Genomic DNA, 22,029 nt, shown 5'->3' with positions numbered 1-22,029 from the left:
AATATGAACGTGACGCCGCGTCAAGAGTGGGATACCCGCAGAGCGCGCTGCGGCGCGGGTTTGCGGGGAATTTTGGCGGCTCGACTGACTGGGTCGAATTAGGTATTGTCATCCGGTTGTGGTGACGGATCGGCCGCCGGCAAGGTGGACGGACGCGCTGTAACCGGCAGTCACTGACGTACTACGGAATCACATGAGCGACTCTTCTTATAGCGACGGCGCCGCCGCGCAGCCGGCAGACAGGCCGGAACAGGCGGCGCCCCGGTTGATGCTTCAGGGCATCACCAAACAATACCCGGCCGTGCGAGCCAACGACGACGTCACGTTGATCGTCGCGCCGGGCGAAATCCATGCCGTGCTCGGCGAGAATGGCGCCGGCAAAAGCACGCTGATGAAAATCATCTACGGCGCGGTGCGGCCCGACGCCGGCGAGATCCGCTGGGAAGGTCAGACGGTCGAGATCGCCAACCCGGCGGCGGCGCGCAAGTTGGGCATCGGCATGGTGTTCCAGCACTTTTCGCTGTTCGAGACGCTCACGGTCGGCGAAAACATCGCGCTCGCGCTCGACGAACCGTTCGATCTGAAGACGCTGTCCAAGCGCATCCGCGAAGTCTCGGCCGACTACGGCCTCGATATCGATCCGCAGCGTCACGTGCATAGCTTGACCGTGGGCGAGCGGCAACGCGTCGAGATCGTGCGCTGCCTGCTGCAGAACCCGCGCCTGCTGATCATGGACGAGCCGACCTCCGTGTTGACACCGCAAGCGGTCCGCAAGCTGTTCGCGACGCTACGGCGGCTGGCCGCCGAAGGCTGCAGCATCCTCTACATCAGCCACAAGCTCGACGAAATCCAGGAACTGTGCGACGCCGCGACGGTGATGCGCGGCGGCCGCGTGACCGGGCATGTGAAGCCGAAGGGCGAAACCCATGCGTCGCTCGCACAACTGATGGTCGGCCATTCGCTGCCGGATTACACGCGGCGCGAACACAATCCGGGCGCGGTGCTGCTCGACGTGAAGCACCTCTCGGTGGAAAGCGACGACCCGTTCGGCACCTCGCTGCGTGACGTGTCGTTCGGCGTGCATGCGGGCGAAATCTTCGGCATCGCGGGCGTCTCGGGTAATGGGCAGGCGGAACTGCTGTCGGCGCTGTCGGGCGAAAAGCGCGGCGTGCGCGCCGACACGGTCACGATTTGCGGCAGGGCGGCCGGGCGCCTCTGCGCGGGCGGGCGGCGCGCGCTCGGCTTCGGCTTCGTGCCGGAAGAGCGCCTCGGCCGCGGCGCGGTGCCGGCCATGACGTTGTCGGAAAACGCGCTGCTCACCGCGCATCGTCAGCAGATGGTGAGTTCGGGTTGGATCAAGGCCGGTGTGATGCGCGCGTTTGCGAAGCGCTGCATCGACGCCTTCGACGTGCGCTGCGGCGGCTCCGAAGCGCTCGCGCAAAGTCTGTCGGGCGGCAATTTGCAGAAATACATCATGGGCCGCGAGATTCTGCAGGCGCCCAAGGTGCTGGTGGTCGCGCAGCCCACGTGGGGCGTCGACGTCGGCGCGGCGGCGTTCATTCGCCAGCAGTTGCTCGATCTGTCGGCGCGCGGCGTGGCGATTCTAGTGATCTCGGAGGAGTTAGAAGAGTTATTCGACATCTGCGATCGCATCGCGGTGCTCGCAGGCGGCAGACTCTCGCCGGTGCGCGCCACGGGGGCGACCAACGCTGAGGAAATCGGCCGCTGGATGGCGGGCCTGTTCGGCGACCGCGAGGGCTCGGCGCCTTCGGCGGACCAGCCGACGCATGCCTGAGCCGGCGTCGCGCGCAAAACCGCGTGACGTCGCCCGGCATCAAAACCAGAACTAGAACCCAGATAAGCACACGCTACCCATGATTCTTCCGTATCGACTCGAAGCACGCACGACGCCCTCGCGCACCATGCAGATCGCCGTGCCGCTGATCGCCGCGTTGCTCACGCTCGCGATCGGCTTTCTGATCTTCAGCCTCGTCGGCCGCGATCCGCTGCAAGCCATGCACGCGTTTTTCATCGAGCCGCTGTCCAGCGTGAACGGCTGGTCCGAACTGCTGCTGAAGGCGTCGCCGTTGTGCCTGATCGGCCTGGGTCTTGCCATCGGCTATCGCGCCAACGTCTGGAACATCGGCGCCGAAGGGCAGATGCTGCTGGGCGGCATCGCCGCGAGCGGCGTCGCGATCTATTTCGACCAGGCCACCGGCTGGTGGATTCTGCCGACCATGATGATCGCCGGCGTGCTCGGCGGCATGGCGTGGGCGGCGATTCCGGCGCTGCTCAAAAGCCGCTTCAACACCAACGAGATTCTCGTCAGCCTGATGCTCACGTATGTGGCCACGCAACTGCTGATCTACCTGGTGAGCGGCCCGTGGCGCGACCCGCAAGGCATGAATTTCCCGCTCTCGGAGATGTTCAGCGGCGACGCGCTCTATCCGACCTTCTCCGGCGACTGGCACTGGAAATGGCTGCGCGGCACGCGTCTGAACGCCTCGGTGTTCGTCACGCTGATCGCGATTCCGCTCGTGTGGATCTTCATGCGCAAGAGCTTCGCGGGCTACCGCATGAACGTCGGCGGTCTCGCGCCGCTCGCCGCGCGCTACGCCGGCTTCTCGGACAAGAAGACGATCTGGACGTCGCTGCTCATCAGCGGTGGCCTCGCGGGTCTCGCCGGCATGGGCGAGATTTCCGGTCCGATCGGCCAGTTGCAGGCAACGTGGTCGCCGGGTTATGGCTTCACGGCAATCATCGTCGTATTCGTGGGACGGCTGCATCCGCTCGGCATCGTGCTCGCGAGCCTGCTGATGGCGCTGCTGTATCTCGGCGGCGAAGCGGTGCAGACCTCGATGCAACTGCCGCAGGCGCTTTCCGGCGTGTTCCAGGGGCTGTTGCTGTTCTGCCTGCTGGGTGCCGACCTGTTCGTGAACTACCGTGTGCGCCGCCGTACGCTGGCCGCCCCGGTTCACTGACTCGCTCACTGCTTATCGTTCACTGATTTTTGCGCCGGATCCAAATGGACATTCAACAAGCCAGCTCGCTCACCTCGAGCGCCGTCACCGCCGCGATTCCGCTGATGTTCGCGGGTGCGGGCGAACTCGTCACCGAGAAATCGGGCGTCCTCAACCTCGGCGTCGAAGGCATGATGCTGATGGGTGCCGTGACCGGCTACGCGGTCACCGCGATCACCGGCAGCCCGTGGCTCGGCGTGCTCGCCGCGATCGGCGCCGGTCTTGCCATGTCGCTGCTGTTCGCGTTTCTCACGCTCACCATGCTCGCCAATCAGGTCGCCACCGGCCTCTCGCTGACGATCTTCGGCATCGGCCTCTCGGCGTATGTCGGCAAGCCTTATACGTCGGCGGCGGTGCGCGCGACCATCGACACGTGGACCATTCCCGGTCTTTCGAAGATTCCGGTGCTCGGGCCCGCGTTTTTCAGCCTCACGCCGCTCGACTACCTCGCGTTCCTGATGTTCGCGGTGATCGGCTGGTTCCTGTACCGCACGCGCGCGGGACTCGTGCTGCGCTCGGTTGGCGAATCGCCGCAGGTGGCGCACTCGGTCGGCTTTCCGGTGATCGGCGTGCGCTACGGCGCGGTGGCGTTCGGCGGCGGCATGGCCGGGCTCGCGGGCGGTTACTACTCGATCGTCAATCTGCACCTGTGGCAGGAGCAGCTCACCTCGGGCCGCGGCTGGATCGCGCTCGCGCTGGTCGTGTTCGCGACGTGGCGCCCAGGGCGTCTGCTGATCGGCGCTCTGCTGTTCGGCGCCGTGACCGGCCTGCAGTTCTACGCCCAGGCGATCGGCGTGCCGGTGCCGACGCAATTCCTCGCGATGCTGCCGTACGTCGCGACGGTCGTCGTGCTGGTGCTGATCTCGCGCAATCCGAACACGATCCGTCTGAATGCGCCGGCATCGCTGGGCAAACCGTTTTTCTCGGCGGGCTGACCGACCATCGACCCCACGTTTCACATCATTCGATAAACACGACAGGAGAAAACATGAAGAGAAGAAATCTGCTGACCGCTTTCGCTTGGGGCGCGGCCTCGCTGGCGCTCGCCGCGCCGCTCGCGCAAAGCGCGCGGGCCGCCGATGCGCCGGGCGTCGCGTTCGTCTACCTCGGCAATCCGGGCGATGCCGGCTGGACCTTCGCGCACGATCAGGGCTCGAAGGAAGCGGAAGCGAAGTTCGGCAACAAGATCAAGATCACGCGCATCGAAAACGTGCCGGAATCGGCCGACTCCGAGCGCGTGTTCCGCGATCTGGCGAACAAGGGCAACAAGATCATCATCGGTTCGAGCTTCGGATATCAGGACTTCGAACTGAAGGTCGCGAAGGATTTCCCGGACACTGTGTTCCTGCACGCAACCGGCTACAAGAAGGCGCCGAACTTCGGCACCTATGACGTGCGCATGTACCAGGGCGCGTACCTGGCCGGCGTCGCCGCGGGCTATGTGACGAAGACCAACACGCTCGGCTTCGTGGCGTCGGTGCCGATTCCCGAAGTGATCCGCAACATCAACGCGTACACGCTCGGCGCGCGCTCGGTGAATCCGAAGGTGCACACCAAGGTCATCTGGATCAACAGCTGGTTCGATCCGGGCAAGGAAAAGCAGGCGGCTGAAACGCTGATCGGCCAGGGCGCCGACGTGCTGCTGCAAAACACCGATTCGAGCGCCACGCTCGCCACGGCGTCGGCCAAGCACGTGCACGCGTTCGGCTGGGATTCGGACATGAAGAAGTTCGGTCCTGACGCGCACCTCGGCTCAGTGGTCGCGCACTGGGGCGTGTATTACAACGCGGCGATCCAGCAGGTGCTGGACGGCAAGTGGAAGAACGATCCGGTGTGGTGGGGTATTCCGCAGAAGGCCGTCAACCTCGAGGATCTGAACACGTCGGCGATCTCGGCTGACGCGCAGAAGCAGGTCGCGGCCAAGCGCGACGAACTGGCGGGCGGCAAGTGGGATGTGTTCACGGGACCGCTCAAGGATCAGTCCGGCGCGGTAAAGGTGCCGGCCGGCAAGACGCTCACCGATCCGGAACTGCAACGCCTGAACTGGTATGTGGAAGGCGTGGACGGCACGCTGCCGAAGTAACGCCGTCGTCGAAAGTCGATCAGGCGGCGGTCTCAGCAACCGCTGTGCTCAGGAGCTGCGTCCAGTACGGACGCAGCTTTTTTTCTTGGGTTTTAACGCCGACGGCCGGGCTGCTGGCGCATCAGTCGATGCGCAAGCCGACCTTAATGGTCACCTGCCAGTAAGCCACCTTGTCGTTTTCGATCTGGCCCCGCGTTTCCGTCACTTCGAACCAGTGCAGATTGCGCAGCGTTTTCGACGCTTTTGCAATGGCCGTGCTGACGGCGTCGTCGCTCGATATCGTCGACGAGCCGGTCAGTTCGATCTGTTTGTAGACGTGTTCGGACATGGACTTCCTCCTTTGATCTTCGTTGGTGTTCAAAAAGTATAGGCAACGGAAGTGCCGCAGACGGCCCTCGCATTGACGACTCATATCGCACATGGCGTGCCCGGTATGCCGTGGCGGGACGCCGCCGTTATCATGTCCGCGCAACTCAATCTGATATCCGACGAGGTTCGAACGTGGAAATTGGTTTTTGCGGTCCCGGTTTGATGGGCGCGCCGATGATCCGGCATCTGCTACGCGCGGGGCATACCGTGCATGTCTGGAATCGGACGCGGGCCAAGGCGGAAGCGTTGGTGGCGGACGGCGCTCGGGTGGTCGACACGCCGCGCGAACTCGCGACACGATGTGACGCGGTGCTGCTGTGCGTCGCGGACGCGGCGGCGGTGGAGGAGACCGTGTTCGGCGCGGAAGGACTCTTGAGCGCCGCTGCGTCCCTATCGGGCAGGTTGCGCTGGATCGTTGATCACTCCAGCATCCCGCCGGCCGCGACGCGCGCATTCGCGCAGCGCGCGGTGGCGCTGACGGCGGTTCGCGCGACCGAAGGCGCGAGATCGGGCACGGACGAGGGCGAGGGCGCGGACGAGGACGAGGACGCAGGCACAGGCACAGGCACAGGCACAGGCACAGGCACAGGCACAGGCACAGGCACAGGCACAGGCACAGGCACAGGCACTCGCGAGATTGCGGGTGCGGGCACGGACGCGAATGCAAACGCGGTCGAAGGCGCGATCGTTAGCAGCATCGGCTGGATCGACGCCCCGGTGTCAGGCGGCGTGGCCGGCGCGGCCGCCGGCACACTGGCGGTCATGGCGGGCGGCGTCGCGGCCGACGTCGAAGCCGTCAGGCCATTGCTCAGCGCCTACGCCGCGCGTGTCACGCACATGGGCGACGTCGGTGCGGGCCAGACCGCCAAGCTGTGCAATCAGACCATCGTCACCGCGACGCTGGCGGCGATTGCCGAAGCGGTGAGCCTCGCGCAGCGCAGCGGCCTCGACGCTTCCCGGCTGACCGAAGGTCTGGCCGGCGGCTGGGCCGACTCGGTGCTGCTGCAGACGTTCGTGCCGCGCATGACACAAAGCGGCCTCCCGCCGATCGGCGCGTTCCGGACCTTTCAGAAGGATATCGACACGGTGGCGGCGACCGCGTACGAGACCGGCACGCCGATGCCGGTGTCGTCGACGGTTCAGCAATTGCTGCGGCTCGGCGCGGCAATGGGGCTCGGCGAGGCCGATCTGTCGGCCTTCATCGACGTTCTGCAGACGCCGCGCGGCCCCCAAAGCCAGTAGCGCGCCGCGCGCGCGGGTCGATTTCGCGATAACCTGCTAAAATATTGGGTTTTTCGCCGATATCACATTCAAAGGGACGCGCCGTGCTGTCTACCGCCAATATCACCATGCAATTCGGGCCAAAGCCCCTCTTCGAGAATATCTCGGTCAAATTCGGGGGAGGCAACCGCTATGGCCTGATCGGTGCGAACGGCTGCGGCAAGTCTACCTTCATGAAGATCCTGGGCAGCGATCTGGAACCGAGTTCGGGCACCGTGATGCTCGAACCGAACATCCGCCTCGGTAAATTGCGCCAGGATCAGTTCGCGTACGAAGATGTGCGCGTGCTCGACGTCGTGATGATGGGCCACGCTGAAATGTGGGCTGCGATGACCGAACGCGACGCGATCTACGCGAACCCGGACGCGACGGACGACGACTACATGCACGCCGCCGAACTCGAAGCGAAGTTCGCCGAGTACGACGGCTACACCGCCGAAGCACGCGCGGGCGAGCTGCTGCTCGGCATCGGCATCGCAATCGAAGACCACAACGGCCCGATGAGCAACGTGGCGCCGGGCTGGAAGCTGCGCGTGCTGCTCGCGCAGGCGCTGTTCTCGAAGCCGGACGTGCTGCTGCTCGACGAGCCGACCAACAACCTGGACATCAACTCGATCCGTTGGCTGGAAGACGTGCTCAACCAGTACAACTCGACGATGATCATCATCTCGCACGATCGACACTTCCTGAACCAGGTCTGCACGCACATGGCCGACATGGACTACGGCACGCTGAAGGTCTATCCGGGCAACTACGACGACTACATGCTGGCGAGCACGCAGGCGCGCGAGCGTCAGCAGAACGCCAACGCGAAGGCGAAGGAACGTGTGGCCGACCTGCAGGACTTCGTGCGCCGCTTCTCGGCGAACAAGTCGAAGGCGCGCCAGGCCACCAGCCGTATGAAGATGATCGACAAGATCAAGATCGAGGAATTCAAGCCGTCGTCGCGGCAGAACCCGTTCATCCGCTTCGAATACGAAAAGAAGCTGCACAACATCGCGGTGGTGGCCGAGAAGATCTCGAAGAAGTACGAGCGCCAGATTTTCAACGACTTCAGCGTCAGCGTGCAGCCGGGCGAACGTATCGCGATCATCGGCGAGAACGGCGCGGGCAAGACCACGCTGCTGCGCTCGCTGCTCGGCAAGCTCGCGCTCGATCACGGCACGGTGAAGTGGGCCGAGAACGCGAACATCGGTTACATGCCGCAGGACACGTACGAAGAGTTTCCGGACGACCTCACGCTGATGGACTGGATCGACGGCTACCGCCAGGAAGGCGACGACGAGCAGATGGTGCGCGGCACGCTCGGCCGGCTGCTGTTCAATGCCGACGACATCCGCAAGTCGGTCAAGGTGCTCTCCGGCGGCGAGAAGGGCCGCATGATCTGGGGCAAGCTGATGCTGGGCCGTCACAACGTGTTGCTGATGGACGAGCCGACCAACCACATGGATATGGAATCGATCGAGTCGCTGCAGATCGCGCTCGACAAGTTCGAAGGCACGCTGATTTTCGTGTCGCATGACCGCGAGTTCGTGAGCGGTCTCGCGAATCGCGTTATCGAAGTGAAGACGAATGGCACGTTGAACGACTTCGGTGGCAATTACGAAGACTTCTTGTTGAGTCAAGGCGTGCAGTAAAGCAAGGCTGAATCGCTCGCCGCATCAAGCTGCACCGCAAAGCCCGCTTCTTCGAAGCGGGCTTTTTTCATGGCGCGCGCTTCGCGCGTCGGCCCTCCCCAAAAGGTGCTGGTTAGAATAGAAGACCATTCCAGAGACACAGTCAGGAACCGACCATCATGAATACCTACGCGCAACTCTATATCGACGGCAAGTGGATCGCGCCATGCGGCACCGGTACCATCGACGTGATCGACTCGGGTACGGAAGAGATCATGGGCCGCATCCCTGAAGGCGTCGAGGCCGATGCCGAAAGCGCGATCGCCGCCGCACGCGTGGCGTTCGACGGCTGGGCCGCGACGCCCGCTGCCGAGCGCGGCGACTATCTGCGCAAGATCGCGGCGAACCTGAAAGCGCGCACCGAAGAACTGGCCGGCTTGATCGCCGGCGAAGTCGGCATGCCGCTGAAGCTCGCACGCGCCATTCAGGTCGGCGGCCCTGTCTACAACTGGGGTGCGTACGCGAAGCTCGCGAGCGAATTCCGGTACGAAGAACGCGTCGGCAATTCGCTGGTGGTGCGCGAACCCGTCGGCGTGGTGGCGGCGATCACGCCGTGGAACTATCCGCTCAATCAGGTCACGCTGAAGGTCGCGGCGGCGCTCGCCGCGGGATGCACGGTGGTGCTCAAGCCGTCGGAGATCGCGCCGCTGAACGCGTTCGTGCTGGCCGAGGCGATCCACGAAGCTGGGCTGCCGGCTGGCGTGTTCAATCTCGTGAGCGGTTATGGGCCGGTGGTAGGCGAAGTGCTGGCGAGCCATCCGTCGGTCAATATGGTCTCGTTCACCGGTTCGACTCGCGCCGGCAAACGCGTGGCCGAACTGGCTTCGGCAACGGTCAAGCGCGTGGCACGGCAAGTCGGCGTCAGTCATTCTCGACGATGCGGATTTCGCCGCGGCGGTCAAGGGCACGGTCAGCGCGTGCTTTCTGAACTCCGGACAAACGTGTTCGGCGCACACGCGCATGCTGGTGCCCGAATCGCGCTACGACGAAGCACGCGCGCTGGCGAAGCAGGCCGCCGAAGCCTACGTCGCCGGCGATCCGCGCAATGAGACGACCCGTCTTGGTCCGTTGGCGTCGGCGGCGCAACAGGCACGCGTGCGGCAGTACATCGCGAAGGGGATCGAGGAGGGTGCCGAACTGGTGACGGGCGGCGCGGGCTTGCCGGATGGCTTGACGAAGGGCTTCTTCGTCAAACCCACCGTGTTCGGTCGCGTGCATCCCAAGGCGACGATCGCGCAAGAGGAAATCTTCGGCCCGGTGCTGTCGATTCTGACCTACAAGGACGAAGAGGAAGCCGTTCGGATCGCCAACGATTCACCATACGGTCTCGGCGGCGCGGTATGGGCTGGCAGCGACGAGCGTGCCGCCGGCGTCGCGCGGCGGATTCGAACCGGCCAGGTCGATATCAACGGCGGCACGTGGAACATGGCCGCGCCGTTCGGCGGTTTCAAGCAGTCGGGCTTCGGCCGCGAAAACGGGGTCTACGGACTCGAAGAGTATCTCGAGCTCAAGTCCATGCAATTCAAGGCGTGATTCGACTGATCGGTGTCAACAGAAGGGCACACATGACTTGGACATTCGCCCACTCATTGATCTGAAGCAACGCAGGCTGCGCCCGACCGACGATTATCAACGTTTCGATAATCCGCCATCGGGCCAGTCATGCTCACCTCTCATTCCTTCACGCCGCTAGTCATTCGCGGCCGCTCGTTACTGCCGATCGTGCAAGGCGGCATGGGCGTCGGCATTTCGGCGCACCGGCTGGCCGGCAGCGTCGCCCGTGAAGGCGCGCTGGGCACCATCGCCAGTATCGACCTGCGGCATCATCATCGCGATCTGATCGAACGTTGCCGCAAGTCGCCCGAGCGGGCCACGCTGGAAGAAGCCAATCTCACCGCGCTGGCCCGCGAAATCCACTCTGCCAAGGCACTGAGCGAAGGCCGCGGCATGATCGCCGTCAACGTGATGAAAGCGGTCAGCGCGCAAGCCAACTACGTGCGCGTCGCTTGCGAGAGCGGTGCCGATGCGATCGTCATGGGCGCGGGCTTGCCGCTCGATCTGCCGGACATGACCCAGGGCCACGATATCGCGCTGATTCCGATTCTGTCGGACAGCCGCGGCGTCGCGCTCGTGTTGAAGAAGTGGATGAAAAAAGGCCGTTTGCCCGACGCGGTGGTGATCGAGCATCCTGCGCATGCGGGCGGCCATCTCGGCGTCAACAACCTGGCCGATCAACACGATCGACGCTTCGATTTCTTCTGCATCCTCGAAGAACTCGACACGGTATTCGCCTCGCTCGGCCTGAACCGTCAGGACGTGCCCTTGATCGTCGCGGGCGGCATCAATAGTCACGAGGCCGTGCGCAAGTTGCTGAACGCGGGCGCCAGCGGCGTGCAACTCGGCACGCCGTTCGCCGTCACCGAGGAAGGCGACGCGCATCCGAATTTCAAGCGCGTACTGGCTGACGCTACGCCAGAAGACATCGTCGAATTCGTCAGCGTGACGGGACTGCCCGCGCGCGCCGTGAAAACGCCGTGGCTGATGCGCTATTTGCGCCATGAAACGAAGATCCGCGAGAAAGTCGGCGCGCTCAAACATGTCTGCCCGACCGCGCTCGAATGTCTCAGCGTGTGCGGCTGGCGCGACGGTATCGAGAAGTTCGGCCACTTCTGCATCGACACGCGGCTCGCGGCGGCATTGCGTGGCGACGTGGCGAACGGTCTGTTCTTCCGCGGCCGCGAAGCGTTGCCGTTCGGCACGGCGATTCGCAGCGTGCACGACCTGCTTGAACTGCTGCTCACGGGCGCGACGCGACCGGCTGTCGCAGGTCGCTGGGCATTCTCGCTGGGTTGACACGCGTCAACCTGCCGCGCGACGAGACCTTCGACAATCCCCGCATGCAAACAATCAAAGCGGGGAAGCACATGAAGCACTCGTTCAGGAAGAGAATCGGAATCAGAGCCGCCGCCATCGCATCGAGCCTGCTGTTCGCGGGCGCGCTCGCGCCGCAGGCGCACGCCGCCGGCGACGACGCGATGAGCGGCATTCACGCCGGCGACGTGCTGGTGCGTTTGCGCGCCATTAGCATCGTGCCGAACGTGAGCACGACCCAATCGCTGACTGCGCTCAACGTCGGCGTGAACAACGCGATCGTGCCGGAGCTGGATCTGACTTACATGATCCGCGACAACCTCGGCGTCGAGCTGATTCTCGGCACCTCGCGGCATCAAGTGACGTCGAACCTCGGCGGTCTCGGCGGCGTGAACGTATTGCCGCCCACGCTGCTGTTGCAATATCACTTCAATCACGCAGGACGCATTCGTCCGTATGTGGGCGCGGGTCTCAACTACACGCTGTTCTATAACAACGGCCTGAACGCGGGCGGCCAGCCGATCTCGATCACCAATCACAGTTGGGGACCGGCGTTGCAGGCCGGTGTCGACGTGCAGGTCACCAAGTCCTTGTTCGTCAACGCGGACATCAAGAAGATCTGGATGCACACGGATGCCTCGCTCGGCGGTCAGCCGCTTGGCCGCTTGAGCATCGATCCGGTGGTGGTCGGTCTGGGTGTCGGGATGCGGTTCTGATTGTCACGCGCCGCTTGCGCGCTTGACCAACAGGCATTGCCATGTGAAAACGCCGGGTGCAGTTCAGCCCCGGCGTTTTCTTTTGACGTTTGAATCTGAGCGGCCAGCGCCGCAAGCATCATGCGACCGGAAGCCGCCAAGCAAATCTATAGCTTGTCGTTCGCAAACCGCATTGCCGTGCCTTCCTGCTCGATGCGAACCCATACGGCGCGCTTTTCCTCGTCGTTCAGGAAAACCCAGTTGGACACTTCCATGGCGGTGCGGCCGCAGCCTTTGCAGATGTCGTCGAACAGCGTGGAACAGACGCCGATGCACGGGCTGTCGGGAAGATCGTGGAGATTCGAAACCATCGGAAACCTTGGGGCGGAGAAGCGAAGTTCCGCTATGTTAACCGATGCGCGCGATGCACCTCGCCGTGCGCGACCGGCATGGCCGCGGTTCGCGCACGCCTGGCAGCATCCGCCGCATGTTTCGACCCCACCTTCGACGCGCGATGTCGCCCGTACACATCAGCGCGCGATGCTGTAGCCGATCCGCGCGATCCAGTGCTGGCGGTTGTTGTAGTCGAGCAGGTCCTCGCCGTAGCCGTTGAAATAGCCCACCCACACGTAGCCGCCCCACGCGCTGCCCAGCAGTTTGGCGAGCGGATAGGTGAATTGCGAATCCACGCTGCCGTACCAGCGCTTGGTGCCTTTGCGCAGCGTGGTCGCCAGTTGCCAGCCGTCCGGGCTGCCGTATTTGACCAGCAAGTCGACGTAGCCGCGATAGTCGGCGATATCGGGGTTGCTGCTCGTGCCGACGTAGTAATAGATCTTCGGCGACACGGTCAGGTGATTGGCCGTGAGATCGCCGAATTCCCAGGTCGGCCGGATAAAAGGCATGTTGATGCTGCGCGAGTCCGCGCCGGCCTTGCCGTTCGATTCGTGCGCAACGCCGGCTGCAAAACCCATGCGCGTGAAGAACGGGCTCTGCCAGCCGGTGTCCGGCACGTAGTAAAACAATTGCGGCGAGTAGGTCGTGTCGCGGAACGGCCGCGAATCGGCGGACAGATCCCAGATCGAAGTCTGCGTGTACGCGAAGTACAGGTTGTCGAGGAAGGCCTTCGAGCGCAGATCGTCCGGTATCAGGATGCGGTATTTGAAGCTCAGTTGCAGCCGTGCGTTCGTGTCGCCGTTGTGGCCGAAGGCGATGTACATCGGATCGTAGTAGGAGAGGTGCGAGAGCACGCCGCGCCCCGTGGTTGCGAGCGAGTCACCGGGCGGCGCGATGGCGTCGCCGGTCGGGCCGCCGACCACGGCTGCTGTCGCCGCGGCCTGCGCGGGCGTGGTCGCCTGGCTTTCCGCGCGTTCCGCCTCGGCGATCGCGTCCTGTTGCGGTCAGCGATTGATCGCAATGAGCGCGGGCGACGCATCGAAGCCCACCGGATCGATGCGCACCCCGCCACGCGCAGACTGCGGCCAGGGCGCCGAGAAACGCACCTTGCGGAACTGGCCGGGCCGCAGATGCAACGTGTCGGGCACGCCCGGTTCGCGCTGCAAATCGAGCGGCTGCGGCGACTGTTCGCCTGTGCTCAGCGTCACGCGAATAGTCGGCGGGACGGTGAGGGTCAGGGGTTTGGCGTCGTCGGCGGAGTAGAGCAGCGTGATCTGCAACGGCTCGTTGGCCGCGGCTACGCGAGCGGGTTGCAGCATCGCGACCGTCGCGCGCGCCTCGCCGGGCAGCACAGCGCAGACGACAAGCGTGGCGAGCAGCGTGACGCGGGAGACGCGCGTCGTGAGTTGACGGAACTGAGGGAAGGCGTTGCGGGCAAGGCGGTCGATTGAGGCGTCAAAGCGCATGGGGCTGTCGTCCTGGAGCAAGGGCAGCGAGCAAACCGGACGCGGCAGGCATCGAAAGACGACACCCGCAATGCTCACCGGATCGATCGCGCTGAAGCGCTGAAGGGCGCAAAAAATGGGCACAAAAACGGCTGCCGCAAACAACCCGGCAGCCGAGATGAAACGGGCCGCATGGCCGGCGCGCCGCTGCAACGGACAGCGTCGCCGGTCATGGCGAAATACTCGGAGAATACTTACAAAATCACTTCATTTACAGCCCGGTCTAAAAACGGTCTTTCAGCTACCGAACGTCAACTGCCACAACAACGCACCGTTGAGCATGATGATGAAGGCGGCGGACAGCCACGCGAGCACGAGCGGCACGCCGCGCACGCGCCAGCCGCGCATTAGCGCGGCGTCCGACGTGAAGCGGATCAACGGCACGACCGCGAGCGGCAATTGCAGGCTCAACACGACCTGGCTTGCGACCAGCAACTGATTGGAACCATGCTGGCCGAACAGCGCGACCGCGCAGAGCGCCGGCCCAATCGCCAGCGCGCGGGTCAGCAGGGCGCGCTTCCAGCGCGGCAGACGGATGCGCAGAAAGCCTTCCATGACCGCCTGGCCCGCCAGCGTGCCGGTGACGGTCGCGCTCAGCCCGCAGGCGAGCAGCGCCGCAGCGAACAGAATGCCGGCCCAATGCGTGCCGACTAGCGGTGCGATCAGGCGGTGGGCATCCGCGAGATCGGTCACGTCACGGTGGCCACTTGCATAGAACACGGCGGCGGCCACGATCAGAAGCGCCGCATTGATCACGAAAGCAAACGACAGCGAACCGAAAGTGTCCAGATTGACGACGTGCAGCGCGACCTTGATCTGCGCGTCGCTGCCATCGGGCGCGTGATGCTTGACGAGCGCCGAGTGCAGATAGAGGTTGTGCGGCATCACCGTCGCGCCGACGATGCCCGCCGCCAGCCACACCATGCCCGCATTGCGCAGCAACTCGACGCTTGGCACGGTGCCGGCGAGCGCCGCGTGCCAGTCCGGCCGCGCCAGCGCGACTTGGACCACGAAGCACAGGCCGACGAAGCCGATCAGCGCCGCGATCACCGCTTCCAGTTTGCGGCCGCCTTTCTGCTGGAGCGCGAGCAGCGCGAAGGTGCAGACCGCCGACATCAGCACCCCGACCGTGAGCGACACACCGAGTAGCAATTGCAACGCGACGGCACTGCCGACCACCTCGGCGACGTCGCACGCGATGATCGCGACCTCGCTGGTCAGCCACAGGAAGAGGGTGCCGCGGCGGCCCGTGCGTTCGCGACAGACCTGCGCGAGGTCGCGCCCGGTCACGACGCCCAGGCGCGACGACAGCCACTGCAGCAGCATCGCCATCAGGCTCGCTAGCAGCACGATGCCGAGCAGGCGGTAGCCGTAGCCCGCGCCGGCGCCGAGCGCGGTCGCCCAGTTGCCCGGATCGATATAGCCGACCGCGATCAACGCGCCTGCGCCGACGAACGAGAACCAGTGCGCCGGACGTGCCGGCCCACTGTCCGGCAGACGCCGGCGGCGGTTGGGACGCAATGCGAACGGATTCGTGTTCATCGATGCCTGAGGTTCAAGATTGCATCCTCTTGCAAGCCACGTGCCCGCTGCGCGTACGGCGGGCGGGGCGTCGAGGCTGGGACGCGACAGCGCGATTTCCGGCGCGCTGCCGTTCGGCGTTCGAGAGGCTTCGAGAGCTATTGTGCACCGTCGAACGCTTCGCGGCTTGAGTGCACTTCGACCTTCGCCGTCCGGCATAAAAATCACGCAATGCGGTCGTCGGCCACCACCATCTGCGCGAGCGAGGCGCGCCCTGCACACCGGCAACTTGACAATCAGATAACAGCGCAACCGGTACAGGTGTTTTTTTCGGGTGGACACGCGCGCATAACCCGCTAAAATTGCGGCCAATTTTCCAGCGGTGCGGCTGACGCTGTACCGTTTGTGCGACAGCCTGGTATTTTTTTTGGCCCGCGCAATAATTGATGGTACTTTTCGGGTTTTTCAGGGGAGCCGTGGGTGCAGTGCCGCGGCGCAGGTGAGGACGGCCGGCAACGGGCCGGTCAGGATCGGAGAACGGAATGAAAAGACGGGTAGTGGGGCAAGTGGCGGCGCTGGTCTTGTGCGCGGCGCCGTGGTTGACGGCCGCTGCGAAAGACACGCAGCTCAACGTGTATAACTGGTCCGATTACATCGCCAAGGACACCATCCCGAACTTCACCAAGCAGAGCGGCGTCCAGGTCAAATACGACAATTACGACAGCGACGACACGCTGCAAGCCAAGCTCCTCACCGGCAATTCCGGTTACGACATCGTCGTGCCCACCAGCAATTACGCCGGCAAGCAGATCGCCGCCGGCATCTTCGCGCCGCTCGACAAATCGAAGCTGCCGAATCTGAAATACCTCGACCCTTCGCTGATGGCGCTCGTCGCCGGCGCTGATCCGGGCAACAAGTTCACGGTGCCCTGGGCATACGGCACGACCGGCCTCGGCTACAACGTCACCAAGGCGCAGCAGATCCTCGGCAAGAGCGTGCCGCTCGATAGCTGGGACGTGCTGTTCAAGCCGGAAAATATTTCGAAGCTGAAGGCTTGCGGCGTCTCTGTGCTCGACGCGCCGGACCAGATGTTCGCCGCCGCGCTGCACTACATCGGCAAGGATCCGATGAGCACGAACCCGGCCGACTATCGCGCCGCGCTCGAGATGATGAAGAAGATCCGCCCGTACATCACGCAGTTCAACTCGTCGGGCTATATCAACGACCTGGTCGGCGGCGACGTGTGCTTCGCGTACGGCTGGTCGGGCGACGTCGTGATCGCCAAGCATCGCGCGGTCGAGGCGAAGAAGCCCTACAAGGTCGAGTATTACATTCCGAAGGGTGGCGCGCCGGTGTGGTTCGACGTGATGGCGATTCCGAAGGATGCGAAGAACAAGGAAGCCGCGCTCGAGTGGATCAACTACATCGAAACGCCGCAGGTGCACGCCGCGATCACCAACGCCGTCTACTACCCGAGCGCGAACCTCGAAGCGCGCAAGTACGTGGACAAGGACGTGGCGAACGATCCGGCCGTGTATCCGCCGGCTGAAGTCATCAAGACCCTGTTCCTGCTCAAGCCGCTGCCGCCGGAAATCCAGCGGCTGCAAACGCGGCTGTGGACTGAATTCAAGTCCGGCCGCTGACCCGCGGCCAGAATGAACGGGTAAGCATCATCAAGAAGCCCTCGGTGTTCACCGGGGGCTTTGTTCGTCAAACGCCGGAGTGAAGCATTGTGATGAGTAGTGACCAGTCGGGCGCGCTGGCAGGGGCCGTCGCACCGTCCCTGAACCAGAATGCCGTAACGGACGACGCCACGGACAACTTCGTCCGGGTTGTCGATGTCGTGAAGAAGTTCGGCGAGACCGTAGTGGTCAAAGGGATCAACCTGTCGGTGAAGAAGGGCGAACTGTTCGCGCTGCTCGGCAGTTCGGGCTGCGGCAAGTCCACCTTGTTGCGCATGATGGCCGGGCTCGAAAGCGTGACCTCGGGCAAGATCCTGATTGATGGTGAAGACCTCGCTCAATTGCCGCCGTATCGTCGACCGGTCAACATGATGTTCCAGTCGTACGCCTTGTTTCCGCACATGACGGTGGAGGGTAACGTCGCCTTCGGTCTGAAGCAGGAAGGCGTGCCGAAGTCCGAATTGAAGGACCGCGTGCAGACCGCGCTCGAACTCGTGCAGATGGGCCGCTTCGCGAAGCGCAAGCCGAATCAGCTCTCGGGCGGCCAGCAGCAGCGCGTGGCGCTCGCGCGTTCGCTGGTCAAGCGGCCCAAGCTGTTGCTGCTCGACGAGCCGATGTCCGCGCTCGACAAGCAGATCCGTCAACGCACCCAGATCGAACTGGTCAACATTCTCGACAAGGTCGGTGTGACCTGCATGATGGTGACGCACGATCAGGAAGAGGCGATGACTATGGCGAACCGCCTTGCCGTGATGAGCGAAGGCGAGATCGTGCAGCTCGGCACGCCGCACGAAGTGTACGAGTATCCGAATAGCCGTTTCTCGGCCGAATTCATCGGTTCGACGAATCTGTTCGAAGGCCATACCGTCGAAGACGAGCCCGATCACGTGTTCATCGAAACGCCGGACCTGCCGTGCCGCCTGTATGTCAGTCACGGCATCACCGGTCCGCTCGGCATGCCGGTGACGATTTCGGTGCGCCCCGAGCGTATCGCATTGACGCGCAAACCGCCTGAGGGCGCATACAACTGGGGCAAGGGCGTCGTCACGAATATCGCCTACATGGGCGGCTATTCGCTTTATCACGTGAAGCTCGACGCCGGCAAAACCGTGATCGCGAACGTGACGAGTCTTGCGCTGACCGAGATCGATCCGCCTACGTGGGGCGACGAAGTGTACGTGCGCTGGAGCGCATCGGCCGGCGTGGTGCTGACGTCATGAAGCGCTCGTTCAATTCGTTCGCCACGTGGCCGGTGCGGCGCTTCAATCTGAACGCCCGCACCGCGGTGGTGGCCGGGCCGTTCATCTGGCTGCTGCTGTTTTTCCTCGTGCCGTTCCTGCTGGTCGTCAAGATCAGCTTTGCCGATTTGCAGCTCGGCATTCCGCCCTACACGGAGTTGACCAAATTCGCGGACGGCGCGATTCACATCACGCTCGATGTGTCGCATTACGCGTTTCTGCTGACCGACAGCCTCTATTTCGCGACCTATGTGAATTCCGTGGTGGTCGCCGCGATCTCGACGCTGTTGTGTTTGCTGATCGGCTATCCGATGGCGTATTACATCGCGCGTTCGAATCCGGGCAGCCGCAATCTGCTGATGATGGCCGTGATGCTGCCGTTCTGGACGTCGTTTCTGATTCGCGTGTATGCGTGGATCGGGATTCTGAAGAACAATGGCTTGCTGAATAACTTCCTGATGTCGATCGGGCTGATTCACTCGCCGATCGAGTTGTATCACACGAATACCGCCGTCTATATCGGCATGGTCTATTCGTATCTGCCGTTCCTTGTGATGCCGCTGTACGCGCATCTGGTGAAGATGGACATGACGCTGCTGGAAGCCGCCTACGACCTCGGCGCGAAGCCGTGGAAGGCGTTCTGGCAGATCACCTTGCCACTCTCGAAGAACGGCATTATCGCCGGTTGTCTGCTCGTGTTCATTCCGGCGGTAGGCGAGTACGTGATTCCCGAATTGCTGGGCGGCGCGAATACGCTGATGATCGGCCGCGTGATGTGGAATGAGTTCTTCGACAATGCCGATTGGCCGATGGCGTCCGCCGTGACGTGCGCAATGGTGTTGTTGTTATTGGTGCCGATGGCGTTTTTCCAGTACGCGCAGGCGAAGGCGATGGAGGAAAGGCGCTGATGAAACCGAACCGGATTTTGCAGTTGATTGCTTTGGGGATCGGGTTTTTGTTTCTCTACATACCGATCGTGAGTCTGATTGTGTATTCGTTCAACGAATCGCAATTGGTTACGGTGTGGACGCGGTTTTCGACGCGCTGGTATGCGGCGTTGTTGCAGGATGACGAACTGATCGCGGCGGCGTGGTTGTCGTTGCGGGTGGCGTTGTTGACGGCGTTTGCTTCAGTTGTCATTGGCACGTGGGCCGGATTTGTGCTCGCGCGGATGGGGCGGTTTCGCGGCTTCACGTTGTATACGGGGATGATCAATGCGCCATTGGTGATTCCTGAAGTGATTCAGGGGATTTCGCTGCTGCTGCTGTTCATCGAAATGGCCAAGTGGTTGGGATGGCCGGCCGGACGTGGCATTTTCACGATCTGGATCGGGCATGTGATGCTGTGTATTTCTTATGTGGCGATCATCGTGCAGTCGCGGGTGAAGGAGTTGCATCCTTCGCTCGAAGAGGCGGCGCTGGATCTTGGGGCTACGCCGTTGCGCGTGTTTTTCTTTATTACGTTGCCGTTGATTTCTCAAGCGCTCGTTTCTGGGTGGCTGCTGTCGTTCACTTTGTCGATTGATGATCTGGTGCTGTCCGCGTTTTTGTCTGGGCCTGGGTCGACTACTTTGCCGCTCGTTGTTTTCTCGCGCGTTCGGTTGGGGTTGAATCCGGAGATGAATGCTTTGGCTACTCTCTTTATCGCTGTGGTCACTGTTGGGGTCGTGGCGGCTAATTATTTTATGCAGCGGGCGGAGAGGAAGCGGGCCGTGATGGCGGTTTGATTTGGTGTGTTTTTATGGTGTTGGCCTTTCGTTGAATTCACAGTCGTCTATTGGCGTGTCCCTGAACCTGTCCGCAATTCTGAGTGCGAGGCGGTTAAGGGAGTTACCCGCGTGCGTTCGTAACGGGCCGTGCCTGGTGATCACCGTCTTGCCGCTGGCGCCGTTGCGTTCGTTAGTCTGGCCAGAGGGCTTGGGCTGGCCCGGGCGGCAGGGGGTAGCCCAGATGCATGTTCATCTGGCCGCCCATCGCGCGCTCGATCAGTGCTTTGTTGAACGCCAGCATCGGGTCCTGGACCTGGGGGCGGGCGTCATCGGACCCTTCACCAGTCCATCGAGCAACGCGTCAGGCAGCGCCCCGCGGGCCGAAAAATACCTCAAACCCGATACCCAACCCGAACGCCCCCCCAGTGCCGGCCATTGACGAAAACCGGCGCCGACGCATCCTTCATCAACACAAACTCCCCACCTCCCATATCACGCCGATACGTCTGCAACAAAAACCGTTTCCTATGTGAAGCCGCGGCAATCCCAGTCCGATCATCGAACATTCGCCGATTCCGGCAATTCGCCGTATTCCAGACCACATCGCCATCACGCTGCGGCAAAGAAAACTTCAGATTGTGCGTCGGCAAATAACCCCGCAAATCGACCGCGGCACAAAACGCCACACGCGGATCGAGACCAAGCAAAGGCTCCTGAATAGCCGGCAACACCCTGTCGGTCAACGCAGTAAACCGCGTCAAAAACTGCGGCGGATTACTCCCCACCACCGGCACATAGTGCCGATCAAGCAGATCCTCAATCGACACTTCACCACGCGCCACCGCCGTTTCGAATACCTTGCTCACGGCGGCCGCCGCTCGCTGCACGGCCTCGATAAACCGCGTATCCGCCGTTTCCACACCCGTCGCAGCGGTCAGCTCGATCAGGGTTTCGGACACGCCAAGCAGATTCCCCAAACGGTCCTTCGCCTGCACGAAATTCTCGCTCGAATCCTCGACGCCGCTCGCCATTTCCAGCACCTGCGCCTCGAGTCCGTCGCACTGCGATTCGATCTCGCCGGTCAACACGGCGATCTGTCCCGCCTCGTCATTCAGATGCGCGATCGCATCGCCGGTTGCATGTACGACGTCGCCGATCTTGCGCGTGCCTTCACGCACGCGGTGCGCCCGCGCGGTGTTCACGGATCCCTCGCTGATCAACTGCTCGGTCTGTTGCGTGAGGTGCGCCAGCGTCGTCTCGATCTGCCCGGTGGCCTGCGCGGTCTTCGCCGAGAGGTTCTTTACTTCGGCCGCGACCACCGCGAAACTTTTGCCGGAGTCGCCGGCGCGCGCGGCTTCGATCGCGGCATTCAGCGCCAGCAGATGAGTCTGGCGGGCGATCAGCGAAATCTCCTCGGAGACACGGCTCACATGCGCTAGCGCGCTGCGCAGCGCGCCGATCTGGCTTTCGATGACCGTCACGCCTTCCACCAGTCCGTGGATGTCAGCCAGCGACGCTTCGAGCGTTTGCTGCGATTCCTGCACGCCGGTCGCGGCTTCGGCGGATACGTGGCTCATTTTCCGCGCGGCAGCGGCAATGCGATGATTACCCGCGAGCGTCTGCGCAGCCGATTCGCGCAGCGCGCGGCATACTTGCGCCTGGCGTTGCACGCGCGCGGCCACTTCTTCGACGTGGCCCGATACGTCGCAGATCTCGATGCCCAATTTGCCGGCTTGCGCGGCAATATCGCCGACGACCGTGTGCGAACGGGCCGAACGGCGAAAGCTGAAACGCGTCATGGTGGTCTCCTTTGTCGACCCGAGTTGGCGCTTTGGCGCTTTAGCGCCTACTCGAGTCCCATGCAAAGCTGTCGATCGGAACTGGCGCTTTAGCGCTTACTCTGGTCCCATAGCCCGTTACTCCGGTCCCATGCAATATGTTCTCTGCTGGCGCGCTCGGCGCGCTCGGCGCAGTCTATTGGCGCAGT

General features: G+C 63.1%; 16 protein-coding genes and 3 pseudogenes. 13 read left to right on the top strand and 6 right to left on the bottom strand.

All coding sequences use genetic code 11. The annotated features are described in order from the left end of the window. Positions 1-193 precede the first annotated feature (193 nt). The 4 genes from HF916_RS40300 to HF916_RS40285 all read left to right on the top strand — a co-directional run bounded on the left by HF916_RS40300 (position 194) and on the right by HF916_RS40285 (position 5,103). On the top strand, positions 194-1,795 hold the full coding sequence (locus tag HF916_RS40300; protein WP_168794278.1) for an ABC transporter ATP-binding protein: 1,602 nt from the start codon (positions 194-196) through the stop codon (positions 1,793-1,795). A 79-nt stretch (positions 1,796-1,874) separates the two neighbouring features. Beyond that, positions 1,875-2,981 (top strand): ABC transporter permease, encoded by a 1,107-nt coding sequence (locus HF916_RS40295; RefSeq protein WP_168794277.1) that lies wholly within the window; start codon positions 1,875-1,877, stop codon positions 2,979-2,981. 44 nt (positions 2,982-3,025) lie between these two features. Further along, positions 3,026-3,955, top strand: coding sequence for an ABC transporter permease (locus tag HF916_RS40290; protein WP_012433315.1), 930 nt, complete (start codon positions 3,026-3,028; stop codon positions 3,953-3,955). 53 nt (positions 3,956-4,008) lie between these two features. After that, a complete protein-coding gene (locus tag HF916_RS40285; protein ID WP_168794276.1) occupies positions 4,009-5,103 on the top strand; it encodes a BMP family ABC transporter substrate-binding protein in 1,095 nt (364 codons plus the stop codon). A 121-nt stretch (positions 5,104-5,224) separates the two neighbouring features. Here the strand turns inward: HF916_RS40285 and HF916_RS40280 are convergent, their stop codons facing one another. Then, positions 5,225-5,431, bottom strand: a complete 207-nt coding sequence (locus HF916_RS40280; protein ID WP_168794275.1) for a dodecin — start codon at positions 5,429-5,431, stop codon at positions 5,225-5,227. A gap of 203 nt (positions 5,432-5,634) precedes the next feature. On the opposite strand from HF916_RS40280, the gene HF916_RS40275 reads away from it, so the two are divergent. The 5 genes and pseudogenes from HF916_RS40275 to HF916_RS40255 all read left to right on the top strand — a co-directional run bounded on the left by HF916_RS40275 (position 5,635) and on the right by HF916_RS40255 (position 12,016). Further along, positions 5,635-6,714 (top strand): NAD(P)-dependent oxidoreductase, encoded by a 1,080-nt coding sequence (locus HF916_RS40275; RefSeq protein WP_431311466.1) that lies wholly within the window; start codon positions 5,635-5,637, stop codon positions 6,712-6,714. Positions 6,715-6,797: 83 nt separating this feature from the next. After that, positions 6,798-8,390, top strand: coding sequence for an ABC-F family ATPase (locus HF916_RS40270; protein WP_168794273.1), 1,593 nt, complete (start codon positions 6,798-6,800; stop codon positions 8,388-8,390). 158 nt (positions 8,391-8,548) lie between these two features. Beyond that, a pseudogene (locus HF916_RS40265) lies at positions 8,549-9,962 on the top strand (aldehyde dehydrogenase family protein). A 129-nt stretch (positions 9,963-10,091) separates the two neighbouring features. Then, positions 10,092-11,282, top strand: coding sequence for an NAD(P)H-dependent flavin oxidoreductase (locus HF916_RS40260; protein WP_168794272.1), 1,191 nt, complete (start codon positions 10,092-10,094; stop codon positions 11,280-11,282). Positions 11,283-11,353: 71 nt separating this feature from the next. Further along, positions 11,354-12,016 (top strand): OmpW/AlkL family protein, encoded by a 663-nt coding sequence (locus HF916_RS40255; protein WP_168795819.1) that lies wholly within the window; start codon positions 11,354-11,356, stop codon positions 12,014-12,016. A gap of 146 nt (positions 12,017-12,162) precedes the next feature. On the opposite strand, the gene HF916_RS40250 is transcribed toward HF916_RS40255, so the two are convergent. The 3 genes and pseudogenes from HF916_RS40250 to HF916_RS40240 form a co-directional block, all read right to left on the bottom strand. After that, positions 12,163-12,366 (bottom strand): DUF1289 domain-containing protein, encoded by a 204-nt coding sequence (locus HF916_RS40250; protein WP_168794271.1) that lies wholly within the window; start codon positions 12,364-12,366, stop codon positions 12,163-12,165. Between the two features lie 159 nt (positions 12,367-12,525). Continuing rightward, positions 12,526-13,854 (bottom strand): annotated as a pseudogene (locus HF916_RS40245) (phospholipase A). 276 nt (positions 13,855-14,130) lie between these two features. Next, on the bottom strand, positions 14,131-15,435 hold the full coding sequence (locus HF916_RS40240) for an Nramp family divalent metal transporter (protein ID WP_168794270.1): 1,305 nt from the start codon (positions 15,433-15,435) through the stop codon (positions 14,131-14,133). A 521-nt stretch (positions 15,436-15,956) separates the two neighbouring features. Here HF916_RS40240 and HF916_RS40235 point away from each other — a divergent pair. From HF916_RS40235 to HF916_RS40220, 4 genes are all read left to right on the top strand, one after another. Then, entirely contained in the window at positions 15,957-17,057 is a 1,101-nt protein-coding gene (locus tag HF916_RS40235) for a polyamine ABC transporter substrate-binding protein (protein ID WP_168794269.1), read from the top strand. Positions 17,058-17,149: 92 nt separating this feature from the next. Continuing rightward, the gene (locus HF916_RS40230; protein ID WP_168794268.1) at positions 17,150-18,316 is read left to right on the top strand and encodes an ABC transporter ATP-binding protein; all 1,167 of its coding nucleotides are present in this window, start codon (positions 17,150-17,152) and stop codon (positions 18,314-18,316) included. Continuing rightward, the gene (locus tag HF916_RS40225) at positions 18,313-19,242 is read left to right on the top strand and encodes an ABC transporter permease subunit (protein ID WP_168794267.1); all 930 of its coding nucleotides are present in this window, start codon (positions 18,313-18,315) and stop codon (positions 19,240-19,242) included. Before HF916_RS40230 ends, HF916_RS40225 begins: the two co-directional genes overlap by 4 nt. Next, positions 19,242-20,060, top strand: coding sequence for an ABC transporter permease subunit (locus tag HF916_RS40220; protein WP_012433302.1), 819 nt, complete (start codon positions 19,242-19,244; stop codon positions 20,058-20,060). The genes HF916_RS40225 and HF916_RS40220 overlap by 1 nt, the downstream gene beginning before the upstream one ends. Before the next feature lie 117 nt (positions 20,061-20,177). Here HF916_RS40220 and HF916_RS40215 read toward each other — a convergent pair. Further along, a pseudogene (locus HF916_RS40215) lies at positions 20,178-20,438 on the bottom strand (IS256 family transposase); the annotation flags it as partial. Then, complete coding sequence (locus tag HF916_RS40210; protein ID WP_168794266.1) at positions 20,435-21,841, bottom strand: methyl-accepting chemotaxis protein; 1,407 nt, start codon at positions 21,839-21,841, stop codon at positions 20,435-20,437. The pseudogene HF916_RS40215 and the gene HF916_RS40210, both read right to left, overlap by 4 nt. Positions 21,842-22,029 lie beyond the last annotated feature (188 nt).

The sequence above is a fragment of the Paraburkholderia aromaticivorans genome (assembly GCF_012689525.1).
Classification (GTDB): domain Bacteria; phylum Pseudomonadota; class Gammaproteobacteria; order Burkholderiales; family Burkholderiaceae; genus Paraburkholderia; species Paraburkholderia aromaticivorans_A.
Note: the sequence above shows the minus strand (reverse complement) of the source record. Positions and strands in the feature narration are given on the sequence as shown.

Excerpts from the sequence above, each read along its gene's own strand:
- HF916_RS40285 (WP_168794276.1), top strand. The coding sequence starts at position 4,009 with ATGAAGAGAAGAAATCTGCTGACCGCTTTCGCTTGGGGCGCGGCCTCG.
- HF916_RS40260 (WP_168794272.1), top strand. The coding sequence starts at position 10,092 with ATGCTCACCTCTCATTCCTTCACGCCGCTAGTCATTCGCGGCCGCTCG.
- HF916_RS40275 (WP_431311466.1), top strand. The coding sequence starts at position 5,635 with ATGGGCGCGCCGATGATCCGGCATCTGCTACGCGCGGGGCATACCGTG.
- HF916_RS40225 (WP_168794267.1), top strand. The coding sequence starts at position 18,313 with ATGAAGCGCTCGTTCAATTCGTTCGCCACGTGGCCGGTGCGGCGCTTC.
- HF916_RS40295 (WP_168794277.1), top strand. The coding sequence starts at position 1,875 with ATGATTCTTCCGTATCGACTCGAAGCACGCACGACGCCCTCGCGCACC.
- HF916_RS40250 (WP_168794271.1), bottom strand. The coding sequence starts at position 12,366 with ATGGTTTCGAATCTCCACGATCTTCCCGACAGCCCGTGCATCGGCGTC.
- HF916_RS40220 (WP_012433302.1), top strand. The coding sequence starts at position 19,242 with ATGAAACCGAACCGGATTTTGCAGTTGATTGCTTTGGGGATCGGGTTT.
- HF916_RS40210 (WP_168794266.1), bottom strand. The coding sequence starts at position 21,841 with ATGACGCGTTTCAGCTTTCGCCGTTCGGCCCGTTCGCACACGGTCGTC.
- HF916_RS40280 (WP_168794275.1), bottom strand. The coding sequence starts at position 5,431 with ATGTCCGAACACGTCTACAAACAGATCGAACTGACCGGCTCGTCGACG.
- HF916_RS40235 (WP_168794269.1), top strand. The coding sequence starts at position 15,957 with ATGAAAAGACGGGTAGTGGGGCAAGTGGCGGCGCTGGTCTTGTGCGCG.
- HF916_RS40290 (WP_012433315.1), top strand. The coding sequence starts at position 3,026 with ATGGACATTCAACAAGCCAGCTCGCTCACCTCGAGCGCCGTCACCGCC.
- HF916_RS40300 (WP_168794278.1), top strand. The coding sequence starts at position 194 with ATGAGCGACTCTTCTTATAGCGACGGCGCCGCCGCGCAGCCGGCAGAC.
- HF916_RS40230 (WP_168794268.1), top strand. The coding sequence starts at position 17,150 with ATGAGTAGTGACCAGTCGGGCGCGCTGGCAGGGGCCGTCGCACCGTCC.
- HF916_RS40255 (WP_168795819.1), top strand. The coding sequence starts at position 11,354 with ATGAAGCACTCGTTCAGGAAGAGAATCGGAATCAGAGCCGCCGCCATC.
- HF916_RS40240 (WP_168794270.1), bottom strand. The coding sequence starts at position 15,435 with ATGAACACGAATCCGTTCGCATTGCGTCCCAACCGCCGCCGGCGTCTG.